Genomic DNA, 21,010 nt, shown 5'->3' with positions numbered 1-21,010 from the left:
GCCTACGCTGTAAAGTGCAGGTCGGTAAAACCGGAGCACGCCCCATGACCCCCATCCTCCACCTGGAAAGCGCACGCCTGGTGCTGCGCCAATGGCACGACGACGACCTGCGCGAGTTCGCCGCGTTGTGCGCCGACCCGCAGGTGATGCGCTACTTCCCGGCGCCGATGACGCGGCTGGAAGCGGCGGCGCTGATCGGCAGGATCCGCGGGCACTTCAACGAGTACGGCTATGGTCTGTGGGCACTGGAACGTAAGGATAGCGGTGCTTTCATCGGTATGACGGGGCTGCTGCAGGTCAATTTCGACGCGCCCTTTGCCCCGGCGGTGGAGATTGGCTGGCGCCTGGCCCGCCGCCACTGGGGGCTGGGCTTCGCCAGTGAGGCGGCATGGACCTGCCTGCGTTGTGCCTTCGCCCAATTGCGCCTGGAGCAGGTGGTGTCGTTCACTAGCCAGAGCAACCTGCCGTCACAGAAAGTGATGCAGGCCATTGGCATGGTCCGTGACCAGGACGGCGATTTCGAACACCCGCGCCTGCCCACCGGCCACCCGCTGCGGCCCCATGTGCTGTACCGCATGGACCGCGCCCACTGGGAGCAGACCCTGCGCACTGAATGAGCGGCCATGCGCGGCGTCGATGACAAACCCTGTATCATTTGCCTGATCGAGCGCCGCCAAGGCGATGCATCGCGAGCCAGGCTCGCGCCTATGGAGAACCCCCGATGAGTCATGTGTTGGACGACCTGGTCGACCTGTTGAGCCTCGAATCGATCGAGGAGAACCTGTTCCGTGGCCGCAGCCAGGACCTGGGCTTTCGCCAGCTGTACGGTGGCCAGGTGCTGGGCCAGTCGCTGTCGGCCGCCAGCCAGACGGTCGAGGACGCGCGCCACGTGCACTCGCTGCACGGCTATTTCCTGCGCCCGGGCGACGCCAGCCTGCCGGTGGTGTACTCGGTTGACCGCGTGCGTGACGGCGGCAGCTTCAGTACCCGGCGGGTGACGGCCATCCAGAAAGGCCAGCCGATCTTCACCTGCAGCGCCTCGTTCCAGTACGACGAGGAAGGTTTCGAGCACCAGGTGCAGATGCCCGATGTGGTCGGCCCGGAGAACCTGCCGACCGAGGTCGAGCTGGCCCGTGCCCATGCCGACAAACTGCCCGAGCGCATCCGCGACAAGGTGCTGTGCGCCAAGCCGATCGAGATCCGCCCGGTTACCGAGCGCGACCCGTTCAACCCCAAGCCGGGGGACCCGGTGAAGTACGCCTGGTTCCGCGCCGACGGCTCGCTGCCGGACGTGCCGGCGCTGCACAAGTACCTGCTGGCCTATGCCTCGGACTTCGGCCTGCTGACCACCTCGCTGATGCCCCACGGCAAGTCGGTGTGGCAGCGCGACATGCAGATCGCCAGCCTCGACCATTCGCTGTGGTTCCACCGCAACCTGCGTGCCGATGAGTGGCTGCTGTACGCCACCGACAGCCCATGGGCCGGCAACGCCCGTGGCTTCTGCCGCGGCAGCATCTTCAACCGCGCCGGCCAACTGGTGGCGTCGTCGTCCCAGGAAGGGCTGATTCGCCATCGCAAGGATTGGGCATGAGCCTGGCTGAAGTCCGTAACTGGGTGTTCGACATGGACGGCACCCTGACCGTGGCGGTGCATGACTTCGCCGCTATCCGCGTGGCCTTGGGTATTCCACCCGAGGACGACATCCTGACGCACCTGGCCGCGCTGCCGGCCGCCGAGGCGGCGGCCAAGCATGCCTGGTTGCTGGAGCACGAACGCGACCTGGCGATTGCTTCGACGCCTGCCACCGGGGCGGTGGAACTGGTACGCGAGCTGGCCGGGCGTGGTTGCCGGCTGGGGATTCTGACCCGTAACGCGCGGGAGTTGGCCCATGTGACCCTGGAGGCGATTGGCCTGGCCGATTGCTTCGAGGTGGCGCACATTCTCGGGCGCGATGAAGCCGAGCCCAAGCCGAGCCCGGATGGGCTGTTGAAGATTGCCAGTGCCTGGGGCGTGGCGCCCAGCGAGCTGGTGATGGTTGGGGATTACCGCTTTGACCTGGACTGCGGGCGGGCGGCTGGTGCGCGCACGGTGCTGGTGAATTTGCCGGATAATCCGTGGCCGGAGCTGGTGGATTGGCATGCGGCCGATTGTCGGGCGTTGCGGGGGTTGTTGGGCTGAGGCATCTGGTGCCTTTGCGGGCCTCTTCGCGGGGCAAGCCCGCTCTCATGGAACAAATCGCAAATATCTGATTTAACGGAGAATCCTGTAGGAGCGGGCTTGACCCGCGAAGCAAGCACCGCGGTGCATGGCACCGGCTGCGCCGGTGTTCGCGGGGCAAGCCCGCTCCTACAAAGCGAAGAGGCCCGCACTGACTATGCTGAACCCCAGTCTTTCCCCTTAAAGGAGCCCCAGTCATGACCAGCAAGGCCATCTATGTACAACCCGGCGGCGGCTACGACAAGGTCGAGCTAGGCACCTGCGAAGCGCCAGCGCCCAAGCCCGGCGAGATCACCGTCCAACTGCACGCCAGCTCCCTCAACTACCACGACTTCGCCGTGGTCAGCGGCATGTGGGGTCCGAGCGAGCGGCGCATCCCCATGGCCGATGGCGCCGGTGAGGTGCTGGCCGTTGGCGCGGGCGTGAGCGAATTCAAGGTCGGTGACAACGTGGTCAGCACCTTCTTCCCCGACTGGCTCGACGGCCAGGCACAGGTCGAAGGCTTCGCCCGCGTGCCCGGCGACGGCATCGATGGCTATGCCCGCGAGCAGGTCACGGCAGCGGCCACCGCCTTCACCCTGGCGCCCCAGGGCTTCAGCCATGCCGAGGCCGCCACCCTGACGACTGCCGGGCTCACCGCCTGGCGCGCATTGATGAGCGACGACCACTTGAAGCCCGGCGATACCGTGCTGGTGCAAGGCACCGGCGGTGTGTCGATCTTCGCCCTGCAGTTCGCCAAGCTGGCCGGTGCCACGGTGATCGCCACCTCGTCCAGCGATGCCAAGCTCGAACGCCTCAAGGCCCTGGGCGCCGATCACCTGATCAACTACAAGGCCAACCCGGCCTGGGGCGAAAAGGTGCGCGAGCTTACTGGCAACCGGGGTGTCGACCATGTGATCGAAGTGGGCGGCCCGGCAACCCTGGAGCAATCGATGATCGCTGCGCGCATTGGCGGGCACGTGTCGCTGATCGGCATCCTCACCGGCGTAGCCGGGCAGCTGCCGCTGGTGCAGGCGCTGGTGCGCCAGATTCGCCTGCAAGGCGTGCTGGTGGGCAGCCGCGCGCAGCAACAGGCGATGGTGCGGGCGATTGATGCCAATGGCTTCAGGCCGGTGGTCGACAAGCATTTTGAACTGGAGCAGATCGTCGAGGCGTTCCGTTACCAGGAGAGCAACCGGCACTTCGGCAAGATTTGCCTGACGTGGTAGTGGCGGTGGGCCTGGGTGGGCCTGGGGGCCTGGTAGGAGCGAGCGCAGCTCGCGATGGGCTGCAACGCAGCCCCAGCATCATGGGCCAGAAAGCTGGAAACCCGGGGCCGCTGCGCGCCCCATCGCGAGCTGCGCTCGCTCCTACCAGGTTGGCGCTGATCAGCGCCTCGGCAGGTCCAGGGTCACCAGCAGCCCACCGCCGATCCTCGGCCCCAGCTTCAGGCTGCCGCCATGGGCGCTGGCGATGCTGGCGGCGATGCTCAAGCCCAACCCGTGGCCGCCGCTGCTGCGTGACGGGTCGGCCTGGTAGAACGGCTCCAGCACCCGCTGCAGGTGCTCGGCCTCTATGCCGGGGCCACGGTCGGCCACCTGGATGCGTAGCCGGTCCGGGGTATCGCGCACCTCGATGTCCACCGGCCCCGGGGCGTGGCGCCGGGCGTTGTCCAGCAGGTTTTGCAGGCAGCGACGCAGGCCGCTGGGGTGGGCGCTGAAGGGCAGGGCGTGGCCGCTGACCCGCACCTCGCAGCCCAGGTCTTCGAAGTCGGCCTGCAGCGCCATCAACAGCGCGTCGATATCCACAGGCTCGCGGGCATTTTCCAGCTCGCCGCTGCGCAGGAAATCCAGGCTGGCCGACACCATGTCTTCCATATGCTCCAGGTCGCCGCGAAAGCGCTGGCGCAGGTTTTCGTCAGGCAGCAGTTCGGTGCGCAGGCGCAGGCGGGTGATGGGCGTGCGCAGGTCGTGGGAAACGGCCGCGAAGAAGCGCGTGCGCTCGGCAATGCTGTCGATCAGCCGGCGCTGCATGGCATTGAACGCCTGGGCGGCCTGGCGCACTTCCTGCGGACCATCCAGGCTCAGCGGCGGGCGGTGGATGTCTTGCCCCAGCGCCTGGGCGGCCGCTGCCATCTGCTTGAGCGGGCGCAAGGCCAGGCGCACGGCGAGCAGGGCGATCAGCACCACGGCGATGGTGCGCAGCAGGTAGATGCGGAAGATGAAGTCGAATACCAGCGAGCCGATCGACGCATTGCGCCAGCCCTGACCCTCGACGGTTTCAAGGTACAAGGGTTGGCCATCGGGCAGGGTCAGTTCGACCACGGCACGTACGCTGGCCGGTGCCCCGCGCAGCAGCAAGGGCGCGCCGCCCGGGCGGCCTTCGCCATCGACGATCTCCAGCCCCAGCAGGCGCACTGGGGCAGGCCCAGTGGTGCGCGCCGCCAGCAGTTCCTGCAACAGCCGTTGCTGGGCCGGTTCCACCGCGTTGCCGGGGGCCGGGGCTGCCGGCAGGCGGTGCCAGCGCGGCGACTCCATGGCGTCGAGCATGGCCGGCAGTTGCGCCGGCTGGTCGTGGGCCACCCGCAGCAGGTCGCCCAGGCGCCCGGCCAGCAGGCGCAGGGGAATCTCCAGCACCTGGGTCTGGCGCACTTCGTACCAGATGCTGCTGGTCAGCAACTGCGAGGCCAGTACGCCCACCACCAGAATCAGCACCATGCGCCCCTGCAGCGAACGGGGCCACCAGCGCTTCATTCGCTGAGCACTTCGTCAACCGTAAGCATGTAGCCCTCGTTGCGCACGGTGCGGATCAGCGCCGGGTTGCGTGGGTCGTCGCCCAGGTGCTGGCGTACGCGGCTGACGCACACGTCGATGCTGCGGTCGAACGGCTCGCGCTCGCGGTCGAACACATGGTTGAGCAAGAAGTCCCGGCTCAGGGCGCGGTTGGGGTGTTGCAGCAGCAGGCGCAGCAGGCGGTAGTCGGAATTGCCCAGGCTGATCACCAGCCCGGCCGGCGAGCGCAGCTGGCGGGTGGTGGTGTCCAGCCGCCAGCCGGCGAAGCGCAGGGTGCCTGCTTCATCGAGGCGGGCGCGCTCGGGGAAGCTTTGCGTGCGGCGCAGCACCACCTTGATCCTGGCCAGCAGTTCACGTGGGTCGAACGGCTTGCCCAGGTAGTCGTCGGCGCCCATTTCCAGGCCGACGATGCGGTCCACCAGGGTGCCGCGGGCGGTCAGCATGATGACGGGGATGTTACTGCGCACACGCAGCTCACGGCACAGGCTCAGGCCGTCCTCGCCGGGCAGCATCAGGTCGAGCACCACCAGGTCGACCCGGTGTTCTTCCAGGCGCTTGCGCATCTCGCGGCCTTCGCCGGCTACCGAGGTGCGAAAGCCTGCTTCATCCAGGTAGGTGGAGAGCAGTTGGCGGATTTCGGGGTCGTCATCGACGATCAGGATGTGGTCGGGCTTGGTCATCAGGCACCTGCAGAGCATGGATGGGAGGCACCTTACACCGCCTCTTGCAACGCGAATGTAACGGAATGTGTTGCAGTGGCGAGGGACTGCACGCCGGTACATTTGCGGACACCGAAGGGCTGGTGGCCATCATTAGAATGCGCAACACAAATGAGACTGATTTTCTTTAAGGAATTCACATGCCCCATGCGTCCCTCCAGCGGCTGCCGGTGACCCTCGCCCCGGCCTTCGGTATGGTGCTCGGCGCCTGCGCGCTGCCGGCCCTTGCCGACACCCAGGCGCTCGACCTGCCCGCCACCCAGGTGACTGGCAAGCAAGACCGTTACAAGGTCGACAGCGTGACGTCGAGCAAGATCACCACGCCGCTGCTGGACGCGCCGCAGAGCATCAGTGTAGTCCCACGTGCCGTGCTCGATGAACAGAATGCCCAGAGCCTGCAGGACGTGCTGCGCAACGTGCCGGGCATCACCTTCATGTCTGGCGAGGGCAACCTGGGCTGGGGCGACCTGTTCTCGATTCGCGGCTTTGCCGCCGAGCAGAGCATGACCGTCGATGGCGTGCGCGATGCCGGCATGGCCAGCCGTAACGACACCTTCAACCTGGAACAGGCCGAGGTGTACAAGGGCACAGGCTCGGTCGAGTCGGGCGTATCTGCCGTAGGCGGCAGCGTCAACCTGGTCAGCAAGCGTGCCCACCTGGGCGACGCCGGCAAGCTGTCGGCCGGTATCGGCACCGACAACTACAAGCGCCTGACCGCCGACATCAACCGCCAGCTCAACGACACCACTGCCGTGCGCATCAACCTGATGAAGCACTACAACGCCGTGTCCGAGCGCGACGAGGTGGACTACGACCGCTGGGGCTTCGCCACCTCGTTCGGCTTTGGCCTGGGCACCGATACCCGGCTGTGGATCGACGCGTTCTACCAGAAGGACAAGAACACCCCGGACGGCGGTGTGCCTATCCAGCGTGGCACCAACGGCCACCGCATGCCTGGGGTGTCTCGCGATGCCTGGTACGGCGACTCCAGCCTCTACACCCAGCGCAGCGAAACCCGCTCGCTCACCGGCCTGCTGGAACATGACTTCAATGACGACCTGACCCTGCGCAACCAGCTGCGCTGGCAGCAGACCGACAACTGGGCCGTGCTCTCGCCGGCGCGCTTCATCGCCGCCGACGCCAATGGCAACAAGACCTGCACCGGCACCCGCTGCGCCAGCCTGGGCTACGTCGGCGTCGGTGGCCTGAGCTCGGTCAACGGCATCAATGCCTACACCGACTACGCCAACAGCAGCAGCGGCTATGGCTACCTGCGCGGCAGCGACTTCGGCCAGTCCAAGCGCTACGAGATCGTCGACAACCAGACCGACCTGCGCTTCAACCTCGACACCGGTGGCATCCACCACGAGGCGGTGACCGGCATCGAGCTGTACCGCGAAACCTACGGCGGCCTGCACAAGACCCTGGACGTGCCGGACGGCAACATGTTCTTCGACCTGGCCAACCCGTCGCACCACTTCGCGTCCACCAGCACCGACAAGGGCTATGGCGACCCGCGCAGCGTGGTCAAGGATGCCGCCCTGTACGTGTCCGACACCATGACCCTGAGCCCGCAATGGCAGTTGCTGACCGCCCTGCGTTATGACCACTGGGATGTCGACACCGACCGCAGCACCGGTAGCACCAGCAGCAGCGACGATGCCTTCGGTGGCCGCGTGGGCCTGGTCTATAAGCCATTGCCCAACGGCAGCATCTATGTGTCCTACAGCCAGGCGGCGCAGCCTTCGGCGGTGGGCGCCAGCACCAACAACCAGATCTACGGCGCCGCCGGCACCGAGGATTACAAACCGGCCGTCTCGAAAACCTATGAGCTGGGCACCAAGTGGGAGCTGTTCGACGAGCGCCTGAACCTCACCGCCGCGCTGTTCCGCACCGAGCTTGAAGACAGCTGGGAATACACCGAAGGCGAAAGCGCGCCAGTGCGTTCGTTGCCGGCCAAGCGCGTGGACGGTATCGAGCTGGGCCTGCAGGGGCAGATCACCAACCGCTGGTCGGCCTATGCCGGGTTCGCGGCAATGAAGAGCCGCCAGACCAAGGGCGACAACAAGGGCGAGGAAGCCAAGAACGTTCCTGACCTCACGGCCAACCTGTGGACCACCTACGACCTCACCGACCAGCTCAGCGTCAGCTATGGCGCCGACTATGTGGGCCGGCGCCGCTACAGCGACAACAAGTACGTGGGCGGGCTGAACAACAACAGCAGCTACGCCAATGGCGCGTCCGGGGTCTACACGATCTCCACCCGTGACCACGAGAAGGCGCCGTCGTACTGGCTGCACAGCCTGGCCGCGCGCTACAAGGTCGACAGCCAGACCACGGTCAACCTCAACGTCTCGAACCTGTTCAACAAGTTCTACTACAGCCGTGTCGGCGCCTCGCTCGATGGCTTCCAGCTGTACGGCATCCCGGGTGCCGGGCGTACCGTGACGGCCAGCGTGGACTACACCTTCTGATGTTGGTGGAAATCGACCGGCTGTTCAGTGCCGACGAACTGGATGCATTGCGCCAGCAATTGCTGGCGCAACCCTGGGTCGACGGCAAGGCCACGGCCGGCATCCAGTCGGCCCAGGCCAAGCGCAACCGCCAGCTGGACGAGGACGACCCGGTCGCCCGCCAGCTTGGCGGGCTGGTTCTGCAGCGGCTGTCGGACAACCCGCTGTTCATGTCCGCGGCCCTGCCCAAGCGCATCTACCCGCCGCTGTTCAACCGCTATGGCGCAGGCGAGGGCTTCGGCTTTCACGTCGACAACGCCATACGCGGCATCAAGGGCGTGCGCGAACGGGTACGCACCGACCTTTCGGCCACCTTGTTCCTGGCCGACCCCGACACCTATGACGGTGGCGAACTGGTGATCCGCGACACCTTCGGTGAGCGCGCGGTCAAGCTGCCAGCCGGCCACCTGGTGCTGTACCCGGGCAGCAGCCTGCACCGGGTAGAACCGGTTACCCGTGGCGAGCGCCTGGCGGCCTTCTTCTGGATCGAGAGCCTGGTACGCGAAGACAGCCAGCGCAGCCTGCTGCTGGACATGGACGTGGCCATCCAGCGCCTCACCGCCCAAGGGGCCGACGCGGGCTCGCTGCTTGAGTTGACCGGGGTTTACCACAACCTGCTCCGCCGTTGGGGCGATACCTGACCTTGGGAGGTCACCGATGAACCAACCTTTCTGGCGGCGCCTGCTGCCGTTGTTGCTGGTGCTGGGGGCGTGCCTGGGCATGGCCCAGCGCGCCAGCGCCGTGGAAGTCACCGACGTGCTCGGGCGCAAGGTCGAGGTCGATCACGCGCCGCAACGCATCGTGCTGGGGGAAGGGCGGCTGTTCTTCGCCCTGGCCCTGCTCGACCGCGACAACCCGTTCCAGCGCGTGGTCGGCTGGCAGAACGACATGCGCCTGCTCGACCCGCACACCTACGAGGTGTACGCCAAGCTGTACCCGCAAGTGGCCAAGCTGCCGCTGATCGGCCAGGCCTCCGAGCAAAGCGTGAGCGCCGAGCAGATTCTGGCGCTCAAGCCGGACCTGGCGATCTTCAGCATTGCCGGTGAAGGCCCCACCCAGCACAGCCCGGTGGCCGACCTGCTGGAAAAAGCCGGGGTGCCGGTGTTGTTCATCGATTTTCGCGTTCACCCCATCCAGAACACTCGGGTGAGCATGCAGGCGCTGGGCACCTTGCTTGGGCGTGAGCAACAGGCCCAGCAATACCTGAGCCTGTACGACCGCCACCTCAAGCACATCACCGACAGCGTGGCCACGCTCAAGGCCGGCGAGCGGCCCAAGGTATTCCTCGAACTGCTGGCAGGCGTTTGGCAGGCACCGGGGCACACCACCGGCAAGAGCGGCCTGGGCAGCGTGGTCGAGGCCGTGGGTGGGCATAACATCGGTGCCGATGTGGTGCCGGGGGCGCTGGGCGATGTGAGCGTCGAATACGTGCTGCAGGCCGACCCGGACGTGTACATCGCCACGGGTAACCGTGCACCGGGCGTGCTGCTGGGGGCCGGCGTGTCCACCGACACCGCGCGCCAGAGCCTGGCCAAGATCACTGCACGCCCCGAGTTCGCGCCACTGCGGCCGATTCAGGCCGGGCAGGCCCATGGCCTGTGGCATGACTTCTACAACTCGCCGTTCAACATCCTCGCCATCGAGGCCATGGCGCGCTGGGTTCACCCCGAGCGCTTCGCCGATGTCGACCCGTTGGCGACCATGGCTGAAATCAACCAGATGCTCAAGGTAGGCCTGGACGGCCAGTACTGGGTCGACGCCAAGTGACCGCGCTGGCCCAGGACGGCGCCGCGCTCGCGGCCTGGCATTACCGCCGCCTGCTCTGGCGGCGGGCGATGCTGGTGGCCGCGCTGGCGGCCTTGTTGCTGTTGTCGGTGCTCGGCGACCTGGCCAGCGGCGCCTCGGGCATGGGCCTGGGGCAGTTGGTGCACGGCATCTTCGACCCGGCAACCCTGAGTGCCACCGAGCGGGTGATTATCTGGAACGTGCGCCTGCCGTATTCGCTGATGGCGGTGCTGGTGGGCGCGGCGTTGGCGCTGGCGGGCGCCGAGATGCAGGCGATCCTCGACAACCCGCTGGCCAGCCCCTTCACCCTGGGCGTGTCGTCGTCGGCGGCGCTGGGTGCTTCGCTGGCAATCGCCTACCCGCTGGGCATTGCCTGGCTGGCGCCCAGTGCCCAGGTGACAGTGATGGCATTCGCCTTCGCCTGCCTGTCGGTGGTGCTGCTGCAGGCCATGTCGCGCTTGCGCGGCGCCGGTGTGGAAAGCCTGGTGCTGTTTGGTATTGCCCTGGTGTTCAGCTGCAATGCGCTGGTGTCGCTGCTGCAGCTGCTGGCCACCGAGGACGTGCTGCAGCAGTTGGTGTTCTGGACCCTGGGCAGCCTGGCCCGGGCCAACTGGCAGAAGCTTGGCATCCTGGCCCTGGTGCTGGGGATGTTGCTGCCGTTTTCGTTGCGCGCCGCACCGGCGATGACCTTGCTGCGCATGGGCGAGGACCGCGCGCGCAGCTTTGGCGTGGACACCCGGCGCCTGCGCTTGGCGTCGTTGCTGCGCATCAGCCTGTTGTCGGCCACGGCGGTGGCGTTCGTGGGCACCATCGGTTTCGTTGGCCTGGTCGGGCCGCATATCGCCCGCTTGCTGGTGGGTGAGGACCAGCGTTTCCTGTTGCCGGCCAGTGCGCTGGTGGGGGCGTTGATGCTGTCGCTGTCGTCGATTGCCAGCAAGCTGATTCTGCCGGGGGTGATCGTGCCGGTGGGTATCGTGACCGCGCTGGTGGGGGTGCCGGTGTTCGTGGTGCTGGTGTTCCGCCGGGGGAGAAAGCTGTGAGCCTGTTGATCGATGAGCTGGCCGTGGCCTATGGCGCGCGGCAGATTTTGCACGGGGTGAGCTTGCCGGAATTGCCGGCGGGCAGCCTGGTGGCCCTGGTGGGGCCGAACGGTGCGGGCAAGTCGACCTTGTTGCGGGCGCTGGCGGGGCTGGAGCGGATGAAGGGTGGCGTGAGCCTGGATGGCCAGGACGTGACCCGGCTGAGCTTTGCCGAGCGCTCGCGGCGGTTGGCCTATATGCCGCAGCAACTGCCGCCGGGCATTGCCTTGGGGGTGCTGGAAAGCATTGTCGCGGCGCTGCGGGTGAGTGGTGCCGATGACCTGCTGGGAACTGCCTACGAGGCGTTGCGCCAGTTGGGCATCGAGGCGTTGGCCGACCGTTCGCTGGACAGCCTGTCCGGTGGCCAGCGCCAGCTGGTGGCGCTGGCGCAGTTGCTGGCGCGTAATCCTCAAGTGCTGCTGCTCGACGAGCCGACCAGTGCGCTGGACCTGCATTACCAGTTGCGGGTGATGGGCGCGGTGCGCGAGCGGGTGGTGGCGCACCGCTTGCTGGCGGTGGCGGTGCTGCATGACATCAACCTGGCGGCCAGCCATGCCGATTGGCTGGTGGTGTTGCGCGAGGGCAGGGTGGTGGCCTGTGGGGCGCCGGGGGAGGTGCTGCAGCCTGAGCTGCTGGCCGAGGTGTACGGTGTTCAGGCGCGGGTCGAGCAGTGTTCCCAGGGGCGTTTGCAGGTGTTGGTGGATCGGGCCTTGTAATGGCCTGTGCCGGCCTCGCGCACGGCTTTGCGCCGGCCCGGTAGGAGCGAGCGTAGCTCGCGATGGGGCGCGCAGCGGCCCCAGTTTTTCAGCTTCGCGGCACAGGATGCCGGGGCTGCTTTGCAGCCCATCGCGAGCTGCGCTCGCTCCTACCCGTTCATCACCCACCGTCCTCGAACAGGGGCGAAGCACGGGCCATGCAGCGCTGGCCTCAATCGGGCAATAACCGATCCCGGCTGTTGGACACGTGCAGGCAGATCGCCGCCCGGGCCGCATCCGGGTCCTGCCGGCGGATGGCATTCAAAATCGCCTCATGCTCCAGGTTCGCAAGGTACGCATGCCTGGCCAGATTCGCCCCGGCACGCTCGGCGAAGGCCATGCGGTTACGCGGGATCAGCCCATTGCCCAACTGCCCCATCATCTCGCTGAAATACAGGTTCCCCGTGGCCTCGGCAATCAGCAGGTGAAAGCGCCGGTCCGCCTCGATGCAACTGTCCCCGGCCGCTGCCAGATCCTGGTAGTCATCCAGCGCCTGGCGCATGCGCGACAGGTGCTCATCACTGCGCCGCACGGCGGCCAGGGCAGCGGCTTGGCCCTCCAGCCCAATGCGCAACTCCAGCAAGTCGCGCACGCTTGCCGCATTCTCCGCCCCCACCCGCAAACCCGCCTGGGCCTGGCGCTCCATGACGAAGGTGCCGATGCCGTGGCGTGGCTCCACCAGGCCTGAGGCCTGCAGCTTCGACAGCGCTTCACGGACCACGGTGCGGCTGACGCCATGCTCGCGTACCAAGGTGTTTTCCGAGGGGAGCTTGTCCCCAGGCTTGAAGGTGCCCAGGAGAATCTGCTGGGTCAGGCTCGACACCAGGTCATGGGCGCGGCTGTGGCTGCGTTTGGCGGATGGCTGGGGCATGGGGCAATCCCGATGGGTTGGCTATCTTGTACGACAAGTTAATCGAGAAAATTATTTTTTGCGCGGTTTTTCCCTGCGGCGTTGCTGAGTGTTTTGCGTGTTATTAGCATGATCGCGTCATTATTGCTGTTTATTAGCTTGTACTTTGCTCATTCGGCGACAATCGGTATCTTGTCGTACAACTTTGTCGCGCATATGCTCTTTCCCACTGCCATGTCAGACAACTACGACCCGCACAAAAACAATTAGTGGGAGATCCACAAGTGAACGACACCCTCGCTCCGTCTGCCCGGACTGAAGGCGACGCGTTGGCCAGTGCCGTGGCCAAGGTGAAGCGCCACGTCCTGCCGCTGTTCGTCATCATGTTCATCGTCAACTACCTCGACCGCGTCAACATCGGCTTCGTGCGCCCACACCTGGAAAGCGACCTGGGCATCAGCGCAGCCGCCTATGGGTTCGGCGCGGGGCTGTTCTTCATCGGCTATGCCCTGTTCGAAGTGCCGTCGAACATGCTGCTGCAAAAGGTCGGCGCGCGCCTGTGGCTGACCCGCATCATGTTCACCTGGGGCCTGGTGGCCACGGCCATGGCTTTCGTGCAGAACGAAACCCAGTTCTACGTGCTGCGCTTCTTGCTGGGCGTGGCCGAGGCGGGCTTCTTCCCCGGTGTGATCTACTACTTCACCCGTTGGCTGCCGGCTGCCGAGCGCGGCAAGGCAATTGCCATCTTCCTCAGCGGTTCGGCCTTCGCCTCGCTGATTTCCGGCCCGCTGGCCGGGGCGCTGATGCAGGTTCAGGGCCTGGGCCTGCACGGCTGGCAATGGATGCTGTTCATCGAAGGCATGGCCTCGGTGACGCTGTGCTTCTTCGTGTTCTTCTGGCTCGATTCCAAACCCCAGGACGCCAAGTGGCTGAGCCAGGCCGAGCAGGCCGCGCTGGTGGGCACCATCGACCGCGAGCAGCGTGAGCGCGAGGCAGTCGGTGCGGTGAAGCCGTCGGCCTGGAGCCTGCTCAAGGACCGCCAGATCGTGCTGTTCTGCCTGATCTACTTCTGCATCCAGTTGACCATCTACGCCGCCACCTTCTGGCTGCCGAGCATCATCAAGCGCATGGGAGACTTGAGCGACCTGCAGGTCGGCTTCTTCAACTCGGTCCCTTGGTTGATCTCGATCATCGCCATGTACGCCTTCGCCGCCGGCTCGATGCGCTGGAAATTCCAGCAGGCCTGGGTTGCCGGGGCACTGGTGGTGGCTGCCATCGGCATGTTCATGTCGACCACCGGCGGGCCGGTGTTCGCCTTCGTCGCGGTGTGTTTTGCGGCCATTGGTTTCAAGTCGGCCTCGTCGCTGTTCTGGCCGATTCCCCAGGGCTACCTGGATGCCCGCATCGCCGCGGCAGTGATTGCGCTGATCAACTCGGTGGGCAACCTCGGCGGCTTCGTTGCGCCCACCACCTTTGGCCTGCTGGAGCAGCAGACCGGGTCGATCCAGGGCGGGCTGTATGGCCTGGCCGTGACCTCGCTGCTGGCGGCCATTGCCATCTTCTTCGTACGCATGCGCCCAAAGGGCGCCACCTCTGACGACCTCAAGGCCCCCTCGGCCCTGGGCCAGACCCACTGATGACTGCGAGACAACAACCATGAATATGCAGACCAATCCCGCCGTTCACAGCAGCACCCCAGTGGTCACCGACCTGCGTGTGATCCCCGTTGCCGGCCACGACAGCATGCTGCTCAACCTCAGTGGCGCCCATGGCCCGTACTTCACCCGCAATGTCGTGGTGCTGCGAGACAGCGCGGGCAACACGGGCCTTGGCGAAGTGCCGGGCGGCGAGAAGATCCGGCAAACCCTGGAAGATGCCCGCAGCCTGGTGGTCGGCCAGCCGATTGGCCACTACCAGCGCATGCTCAACGCCATGCGCCAGACCTTCGCCAACCGCGACGCGGCTGGCCGTGGCCTGCAAACCTTCGACCTGCGCATTACCGTGCACGCGGTGACCGCCATCGAGTCGGCACTGCTCGACCTGCTCGGCCAGCACCTGAACGTACCGATGGCCGCGTTGCTTGGCGAAGGCCAGCAGCGCGAGGCGGTGAAGATGCTGGGTTACCTGTTCTACATTGGCGACCGCCAGCAAACCGACCTGGCTTACCGCAACGAAGCCGATGCCGACGACGACTGGTTCCGCCTGCGCCATGAAAAGGCCCTGACGCCTGAAGCGGTGGTGCGCCTGGCCGAGGCGGCGAGGCAGCGTTACGGCTTCAGCGACTTCAAGCTCAAAGGCGGCGTGCTGCGTGGCGAGGAAGAGATGGAAGCGGTGACGGCCCTGGCCGAGCGCTTCCCCGACGCACGCATCACCCTCGACCCGAACGGCGCCTGGTCGCTCAAGGAAGCCATTGCCCTGTGCCGCGACAAGCACGATGTGCTGGCCTATGCCGAAGACCCGTGCGGTGCCGAGAACGGTTACTCGGGCCGTGAGGTGATGGCTGAATTCCGCCGGGCCACCGGGCTGCCGACCGCCACCAACATGATCGCTACCGACTGGCGGCAGATGGGCCATGCGATTCAGCTGCAGTCGGTGGATATCCCATTGGCCGACCCGCACTTCTGGACCTTGCAAGGCTCGGTGCGGGTGGCGCAGATGTGCAACGACTGGGGCCTGACCTGGGGTTCGCATTCGAACAACCACTTCGATATTTCGCTGGCGATGTTCACCCAGGTGGCGGCGGCGGCGCCGGGTGAGATCACGGCCATCGACACCCACTGGATCTGGCAGGACGGCCAGCGCCTGACCCGCGAGCCGCTGCGCATCGTCGATGGCCATGTGCGGGTGCCGGCGCGGCCGGGGCTGGGGGTGGAGCTGGATGAGGACCAGCTGGCCAAGGCCCATGAGTGCTACCGCAACATGGGCTTGGGGGCGCGGGATGACAGTGTGGCGATGCAGTTCCTGATTCCGGGGTGGAGCTTCGATAACAAGCGGCCTTGCTTGGTGCGTTGAGGCGTGGGGCCCTTTCGCGGGGCAAGCCCGCTCTTGTAGGAGCGGGCTTGCCCCGCGAAGAGGCCGGCCCTGCTTACCCCCCTGCAAAAAACGCCCGCGCCATCTCCACAAACGCCCCCAACACCGGGTTCGGATTATCCCGGCAAAACGCCAGGAATATCTCCGCCTGCTGCTCCATTCCCACCAGCGGCCTGAACACCACCTGCTCCAGCCTCAACGCCTGCGCCGAGGCCGGCACCACCGCACACCCCAGCCCCACATTGACCAACCCCAGAATCGAGTGCGTCTGCCCCAAGCGGTGCTGATAGCGCGGCTGAACCTGGTGCGTGGCGAACAGGTTGGCGATGCGGTCATGCAGGTACCGCCCTTCGCCGGCGCTATACATCACGAACGGCTGGCCATGGAAATCGCTGGGCGTGATCCGTTCACGAAGCGCCAGCGGGTGCCCGGCCGGCAGCGCCGCCACGAACGGCTCGCGGTGGATCGGCAGGTACTCCACCCGTGCGCTGGGCAGCACCTGGCGCACCAGGCCGATGTCGATCAGGCTCGCTTCCAGGTCGTGCACCTGGGTGCTGGAAACGCTCTCGCTGAGCACCAGCTCGATGTCCGGCAGGGTGTGCCCGGCGTGCACCAGCAAGCGCGGGATCATGCTGTAGGCCCCCACGGCGGTGAAACCCAGGGTCAGCCGGCCTGCTTCGCCGTGGGCGATGCGCCGCGCCGAATGGCTGGCGGTTTCGGCAATGTGCAGGATGCGCCGGGCATCTTCCAGAAAGCTTTGCCCGGCCAGGGTCAGGCGTGCCTGGCGGTTGTTGCGCTCCAGCAACAGCACCCCCAGTGAATGCTCCAGCAGCTGAATTTGCCGGCTCAACGGCGGCTGGGTCATGTGCAGGCGGGTGGCGGCGCGGCCGAAGTGCAGCTCTTCGGCAACGGCGACGAAGCAGCGCAGCTGGTGCAGCTCCATGATTCAATTCCTGAATTATTCAATCCAGCATCTATATTAGACCTGTATCAAATGCCGGCCTAGCATCGACTCATGTCTTCGAACTGCCGGATGTCCACGATGAACGACCACGCCATCGATGTGTTGCTGACCCAGCCCGTGCCCGAGGCAATCGATGCCCAGCTGGCCAGCGCCTACCAGGTGCATCGCCTGTACCAGTACGCCAACCCGCAAGCGCTGCTCGACGAGGTAGGCCCGCGCATTCGCGCTGTGGTCACCGGCGGCGCCAAGGGCTTGTCCAACGCGCTGATGGACCAGCTGCCACAGCTTGAAATCATCGCCATCAGTGGCATCGGCACCGACGCGGTGGACCTGCACCACGCCGCCCGCCGCGGCATCTACGTCACCACCACGCCGGGCGTGCTCACCGCCGATGTGGCCGACCTGGCCATGGGGCTGATCATCAACACCCTGCGGCGCATGGGGGAGGGTGAGCGGCTGGTACGCGATGGCCTGTGGGGCACGGTCAACCTGCCACTGGCGCGCCAGGTCAGCGGTATTGCGCTGGGCATCGTTGGCCTGGGCGAGGTCGGCAAGGCCATCGCCCGCCGCGCCGCTGCCTTCGACATGCGCATTGCCTACAACGGGCGCCGTGAGCAACCCCACACGGGCTACTGCTATGAGCCTGACCTGGTGGCGCTGGCGCGCTCGGTGGATGTGTTGGTGGTGGCCGCCTCGGCCGATGGCGGGCAGGTGCTGGTGACGCGCGAAGTGCTCGATGCGCTGGGGCCGCAGGGCTATTTGATCAATGTGGCGCGCGGCAAGTTGGTCGATGAGCTGGCGCTGGAAGCCGCCCTGCGTGAACAGCGCATTGCCGGGGCCGGGCTGGATGTGTTCGTCGATGAGCCGCATGTGCCGCCAGCGCTGCGCGACTTGAACCAGGTGAGCCTGCAGCCGCATCGCGGTAGCGCCACGCTGCAGACCCGCTTGGCGATGGGGCGCATGGTGTTGAACAACCTAGAAGCCTGCTTCAGCGGCGAGGTGCCGCCAAACCAGGTCTCCCTGTAGGAGCGGGCTTGCCCCGCGAAGAGGCCGGCACAACCACCACAACGCCCAACCACCACAGGCCCATGGGCCACACCTTCTCTGTACAAGAACAATCGCTTCCACCGAGAAGCAAGAGGGTCCACATGAACAGCAAATCCGCCGTCGCCGCACCGCAGGCCATGGCCGGGACCGGCCGTCATCGTTTCCAGGTCCTGGCACTGATCTTCGTCATCACCGTGATCAACTTCGCCGACCGCTCCACCTTGTCGATCACCGGCACCGAGGTGCTCAAAAGCCTCAACCTCGACCCGGTCATGCTCGGCATGATCTTCTCCGCCTTTGCCTGGGCCTACGCCCTTGGCCAGGTGCCAGGCGGCATGCTGCTCGACCGCTTCGGCGCCCGCCGGGTATATGGCACCAGCCTGATCCTCTGGTCGCTGTTCACCTTGCTGCAGGGCACGGTGGGCTGGATGGGCCTGGCCGGGGTGTCGGCGGCGGTGGCGCTGTTCTCCATGCGCTTCTTGCTTGGCCTGGTGGAGTCGCCGGCGTTTCCGGCCAACTCGCGCATCGTCAGCTGCTGGTTCCCGACCCGCGAACGCGGCACTGCCTCGGCGCTGTTCAATTCGGCGCAGTACATGGCGGTGGTGGTGTTCGCCCCGTTGATGGCGTGGATGACCCACGCCCTGAGCTGGGAACAGGTGTTCATCTGGATGGGCGTACTCGGCCTGGCCCTGAGCGTGCTGTGGTTCCGCCTGTATCACGAGCCGCACAGTGCACCTGGGTTGAGCCGGGAAGAGCTGGACTACATGCGTGAAGGTGGCGCGCTGGTGGACCTGGAGAAGGAACGCAAAAGCGCCAAGAGCAAGCCGACCCGCGCCGAGGTGATGCAGCTGTTCACCAGCCGCAACCTGTGGGCGATCTACCTGGGCCAATACTGCATCACTGCGCTGACGTACTTCTTCATCACCTGGTTCCCGATCTACCTGATCAAGGGCCGCGGCATGAGCATCATGGAAGCCGGCTGGGTCGCTGCGTTGCCGGCCATCTGCGGCTTCAGCGGCGGGGTGCTCGGGGGCTTCGTTTCCGATTACCTGATCCGCCGTGGCGTGCACCCGTCCAAGGCACGCAAGACCCCGTTCATCATTGGCATGGCGTTGTCCACCAGCCTGGTGTTGGCCAACTACGTGGACGGCAACGCGGCAGTGATCGCCTTGATGACCCTGGCCTTCTTCGGCAAGGGCCTGGCGGCGGTGGGCTGGGCGGTATTGTCGGATGTGGCGCCGAAGAAGATGGTCGGCCTGTGCGGTGGCGTGTTCAACGGCATCGGCAATACCGCGGGCATCGTGACCCCGTTGGTGATTGGTTACGTGGTGGCGAGTACGGGCTCGTTCCACAACGCACTCTGGTTCGTGGCCGCCCATGGTGTGCTGGGGATCTTCGCTTACCTGTTGCTGGCCAGGCGCTTCGAGCGAACCGGGCAGGCGTAGGCAGACGCCTTGGCAGCAGAGGCCTCGGGAAACCGGGGCTTTTTTATTCGGCTGGATTAAGCGGCATCGCCAGCGGGCGCGCCGCCATTCCCTGTAGGAGCGGGCTTGCCCCGCGAACACCGGCGAAGCCGGTGCCATGCACCGCGTTACCTGCTTCGCGGGGCAAGCCCGCTCCTACAGGATTCTTTGTCAAATCAGATATTTACGATTTGTTCCGTGGGCGTGAGCAAGTCGTGCGAAGCGCCCCCCAAGTTGAGCCCAAGCAAGGGATGCGCTAATACTGCAGCAACTACAACACGACCAGGCCCACGGATGCGCCGGAGTGGCCTGGCAGGAGCCCTTGCTGCCATGTTCATTCGCCAGCTCAACTACCTGGTCGCCCTGGCCCGGGAAAAACACTTCGGCCGCGCCGCCCAGGCCTGCCATGTTTCGCAGCCGGCGTTGTCCGGCGCCATTCGCAGCATCGAGGAAGAACTGGGCATCGTCATCGTCCAGCGCGGCCGGCGCTTCGAGGGCTTTACCCAGGATGGCGAGCGGGTGCTGGCCTGGGCCCGGCGGGTGTTGGCCGACTGCGAAGGGTTGCGCCAGGATGCCCGTGCCGATGAAGGCGACCCAGTGGGCACCTTGCGCCTGGGGGTGATTCCGGCAGCCTTGCCGCTGGCGCCACTGCTGACCCAGCGCTGCCTGGCGCGCTTTCCACGCATGCGCCATGAAATCCACACGCTGTCGGCCCAGGAGATCCAGCGCAAGCTCGATACCTTCGAGCTGGACCTGGGCCTGAGCTACCTGGACGACCAGCCATTGGCGGCCTGCTCGGTGCGCACGGTGTTTCGCGAGCGCTATGTGCTGGTGGCCGCCGGGGAGGGCAGTTTCGACGGTGACCAACCGATGAGCTGGGAAGCGGCGGCGCACCTACCGTTGTGCCTGCTGGCGGCGAAAATGCAGTGCCGGCAGGGGATCGATGCGATGTTCCAGCGCCAGGGGCTGGCGGTTGAGCCGCGGGTGGAAACCGATTCGCTGACGGCGCTGTGTGCCCATGTGCGGCATTCGGGGTTGTTCAGCATTCTCCCGCACAGCGTGCTGTGCCAGGCGGACGGGCCGCTGGCGGCGCGGGTGCTGGTGCCGGAGCTGAGCCGCGAGATGGGCTTGCTGGTGCGTGACGAGGCGGTGCGCAGCCCGTTGCTGGCGGCGGCGTTGAGGGAATTGGAGAGCCTGAACTTGCAAGGCTGGGCGGATCGGGTGCTGCCTTGATAGGTGGGGTGGCAGTGCCGGCCTCTTCGCGGGGCAAGCCCGCTCCTACAGGGCCAACACAACCCCCTGTAGGAGCGGGCTTGCCCCGCGAAGAGGCCACCACAGGTTCACCGAGGTTTCGAACCCCAGCGCCAACCCTGGCTGATCACCAACAGCACCAGCACCCCCGCCAAGGTCGGCATCACCAGGAAATCCCACCCCGGCTGCGCCAGGAAGATGATCACCGGGTTGCTCCCCGCTGGCGGGTGCACGGTGTCGGTGGCCAGCATCAGCATCAATGCCAGCGCACCCGCCAGGGCCATGAAGTACCAGTCCGTTCCACCGTAATGCAGCACCAGCAACCCCACGGTGGTAGACAGCAAGTGCCCGCCGATCAGGTTGCGTGGCCGCGAAAACGGCCCTTCCGGGAAGCCGAACAGCAGCACGCAGGAGGCGCCGAACGAACCCATCACCCAAGCGTTGCCGCTGTAGTGGGCGAGGGCGCCGAGCGCACCGAGGCCTGCGAGCGAGCCGAGGCCGGCCAGCAGGATCACTGCTGGACGGCGCCGGGCCAAGCTGCTGCTGGCGGTGGTCGAGGCCGTCAT

At 66.1% G+C, this 21,010-nt stretch carries 19 protein-coding genes; 14 read left to right on the top strand and 5 right to left on the bottom strand.

Features of this window, described 5'->3' with window-relative positions; genetic code table 11:
- Positions 1 to 44: 44 nt before the first annotated feature.
- From F3J44_RS15185 to F3J44_RS15170, 4 genes are all read left to right on the top strand, one after another.
- Positions 45 to 617: a GNAT family N-acetyltransferase gene (locus F3J44_RS15185; RefSeq protein WP_167063507.1), complete on the top strand. Its 573-nt coding sequence runs from the start codon at positions 45 to 47 to the stop codon at positions 615 to 617.
- Between the two features lie 104 nt (positions 618 to 721).
- On the top strand, positions 722 to 1,591 hold the full coding sequence (gene tesB / locus F3J44_RS15180) for an acyl-CoA thioesterase II (protein WP_167273809.1): 870 nt from the start codon (positions 722 to 724) through the stop codon (positions 1,589 to 1,591).
- The gene (locus tag F3J44_RS15175) at positions 1,588 to 2,178 is read left to right on the top strand and encodes an HAD family hydrolase (RefSeq protein WP_167063513.1); all 591 of its coding nucleotides are present in this window, start codon (positions 1,588 to 1,590) and stop codon (positions 2,176 to 2,178) included. Before tesB ends, F3J44_RS15175 begins: the two co-directional genes overlap by 4 nt.
- A gap of 236 nt (positions 2,179 to 2,414) precedes the next feature.
- The gene (locus F3J44_RS15170) at positions 2,415 to 3,425 is read left to right on the top strand and encodes an NAD(P)-dependent alcohol dehydrogenase (RefSeq protein WP_167273806.1); all 1,011 of its coding nucleotides are present in this window, start codon (positions 2,415 to 2,417) and stop codon (positions 3,423 to 3,425) included.
- Positions 3,426 to 3,584: 159 nt separating this feature from the next.
- On the opposite strand, the gene F3J44_RS15165 is transcribed toward F3J44_RS15170, so the two are convergent.
- Both F3J44_RS15165 and F3J44_RS15160 read right to left on the bottom strand, forming a co-directional pair.
- Positions 3,585 to 4,949: a HAMP domain-containing sensor histidine kinase gene (locus F3J44_RS15165; protein WP_167273804.1), complete on the bottom strand. Its 1,365-nt coding sequence runs from the start codon at positions 4,947 to 4,949 to the stop codon at positions 3,585 to 3,587.
- Entirely contained in the window at positions 4,946 to 5,668 is a 723-nt protein-coding gene (locus F3J44_RS15160) for a response regulator (protein ID WP_167070167.1), read from the bottom strand. The genes F3J44_RS15165 and F3J44_RS15160 overlap by 4 nt, the downstream gene beginning before the upstream one ends.
- A 179-nt stretch (positions 5,669 to 5,847) precedes the next feature.
- On the opposite strand from F3J44_RS15160, the gene F3J44_RS15155 reads away from it, so the two are divergent.
- The 5 genes from F3J44_RS15155 to F3J44_RS15135 are packed head-to-tail and all read left to right on the top strand — an operon-like array spanning position 5,848 to position 11,800.
- A complete protein-coding gene (locus F3J44_RS15155) occupies positions 5,848 to 8,181 on the top strand; it encodes a TonB-dependent siderophore receptor (RefSeq protein WP_167273801.1) in 2,334 nt (777 codons plus the stop codon).
- The gene (locus F3J44_RS15150; RefSeq protein ID WP_167070171.1) at positions 8,181 to 8,861 is read left to right on the top strand and encodes a Fe2+-dependent dioxygenase; all 681 of its coding nucleotides are present in this window, start codon (positions 8,181 to 8,183) and stop codon (positions 8,859 to 8,861) included. Before F3J44_RS15155 ends, F3J44_RS15150 begins: the two co-directional genes overlap by 1 nt.
- 16 nt (positions 8,862 to 8,877) lie before the next feature.
- On the top strand, positions 8,878 to 9,987 hold the full coding sequence (locus tag F3J44_RS15145; RefSeq protein WP_167070173.1) for an ABC transporter substrate-binding protein: 1,110 nt from the start codon (positions 8,878 to 8,880) through the stop codon (positions 9,985 to 9,987).
- The gene (locus F3J44_RS15140) at positions 9,984 to 11,045 is read left to right on the top strand and encodes a FecCD family ABC transporter permease (RefSeq protein WP_370526759.1); all 1,062 of its coding nucleotides are present in this window, start codon (positions 9,984 to 9,986) and stop codon (positions 11,043 to 11,045) included. Before F3J44_RS15145 ends, F3J44_RS15140 begins: the two co-directional genes overlap by 4 nt.
- Positions 11,042 to 11,800: an ABC transporter ATP-binding protein gene (locus tag F3J44_RS15135; protein ID WP_167070175.1), complete on the top strand. Its 759-nt coding sequence runs from the start codon at positions 11,042 to 11,044 to the stop codon at positions 11,798 to 11,800. Before F3J44_RS15140 ends, F3J44_RS15135 begins: the two co-directional genes overlap by 4 nt.
- Positions 11,801 to 12,011: 211 nt before the next feature.
- On the opposite strand, the gene F3J44_RS15130 is transcribed toward F3J44_RS15135, so the two are convergent.
- Complete coding sequence (locus tag F3J44_RS15130; RefSeq protein WP_167273798.1) at positions 12,012 to 12,710, bottom strand: FadR/GntR family transcriptional regulator; 699 nt, start codon at positions 12,708 to 12,710, stop codon at positions 12,012 to 12,014.
- 263 nt (positions 12,711 to 12,973) lie between these two features.
- Between F3J44_RS15130 and F3J44_RS15125 the strand changes: the two genes are divergently transcribed.
- Both F3J44_RS15125 and gudD read left to right on the top strand, forming a co-directional pair.
- Positions 12,974 to 14,326 carry an MFS transporter gene (locus tag F3J44_RS15125; protein WP_167273796.1) on the top strand — a complete coding sequence of 451 codons (1,353 nt, stop codon included), beginning with the start codon at positions 12,974 to 12,976 and terminating at the stop codon, positions 14,324 to 14,326.
- A 25-nt stretch (positions 14,327 to 14,351) separates the two neighbouring features.
- Entirely contained in the window at positions 14,352 to 15,701 is a 1,350-nt protein-coding gene (gene gudD, locus F3J44_RS15120; protein WP_240158391.1) for a glucarate dehydratase, read from the top strand.
- A gap of 73 nt (positions 15,702 to 15,774) precedes the next feature.
- On the opposite strand, the gene F3J44_RS15115 is transcribed toward gudD, so the two are convergent.
- Positions 15,775 to 16,662, bottom strand: a complete 888-nt coding sequence (locus F3J44_RS15115; RefSeq protein WP_167273790.1) for a LysR substrate-binding domain-containing protein — start codon at positions 16,660 to 16,662, stop codon at positions 15,775 to 15,777.
- 99 nt (positions 16,663 to 16,761) lie between these two features.
- Here F3J44_RS15115 and F3J44_RS15110 point away from each other — a divergent pair, with 99 nt between their 5' ends.
- From F3J44_RS15110 to F3J44_RS15100, 3 genes are all read left to right on the top strand, one after another.
- The gene (locus F3J44_RS15110; protein ID WP_167273788.1) at positions 16,762 to 17,709 is read left to right on the top strand and encodes a 2-hydroxyacid dehydrogenase; all 948 of its coding nucleotides are present in this window, start codon (positions 16,762 to 16,764) and stop codon (positions 17,707 to 17,709) included.
- A 122-nt stretch (positions 17,710 to 17,831) separates the two neighbouring features.
- Positions 17,832 to 19,175, top strand: coding sequence for an MFS transporter (locus tag F3J44_RS15105; RefSeq protein ID WP_167273785.1), 1,344 nt, complete (start codon positions 17,832 to 17,834; stop codon positions 19,173 to 19,175).
- 348 nt (positions 19,176 to 19,523) lie between these two features.
- Positions 19,524 to 20,426 carry a LysR family transcriptional regulator gene (locus F3J44_RS15100; RefSeq protein WP_167273782.1) on the top strand — a complete coding sequence of 301 codons (903 nt, stop codon included), beginning with the start codon at positions 19,524 to 19,526 and terminating at the stop codon, positions 20,424 to 20,426.
- A gap of 107 nt (positions 20,427 to 20,533) precedes the next feature.
- Here the strand turns inward: F3J44_RS15100 and F3J44_RS15095 are convergent, their stop codons facing one another.
- Positions 20,534 to 21,010, bottom strand: a complete 477-nt coding sequence (locus tag F3J44_RS15095) for an HPP family protein (RefSeq protein WP_167273779.1) — start codon at positions 21,008 to 21,010, stop codon at positions 20,534 to 20,536.

The organism is Pantoea sp. Tr-811 (genome assembly GCF_011752535.1).
GTDB lineage: Bacteria > Pseudomonadota > Gammaproteobacteria > Pseudomonadales > Pseudomonadaceae > Aquipseudomonas.
Note: the sequence above shows the minus strand (reverse complement) of the source record. Positions and strands in the feature narration are given on the sequence as shown.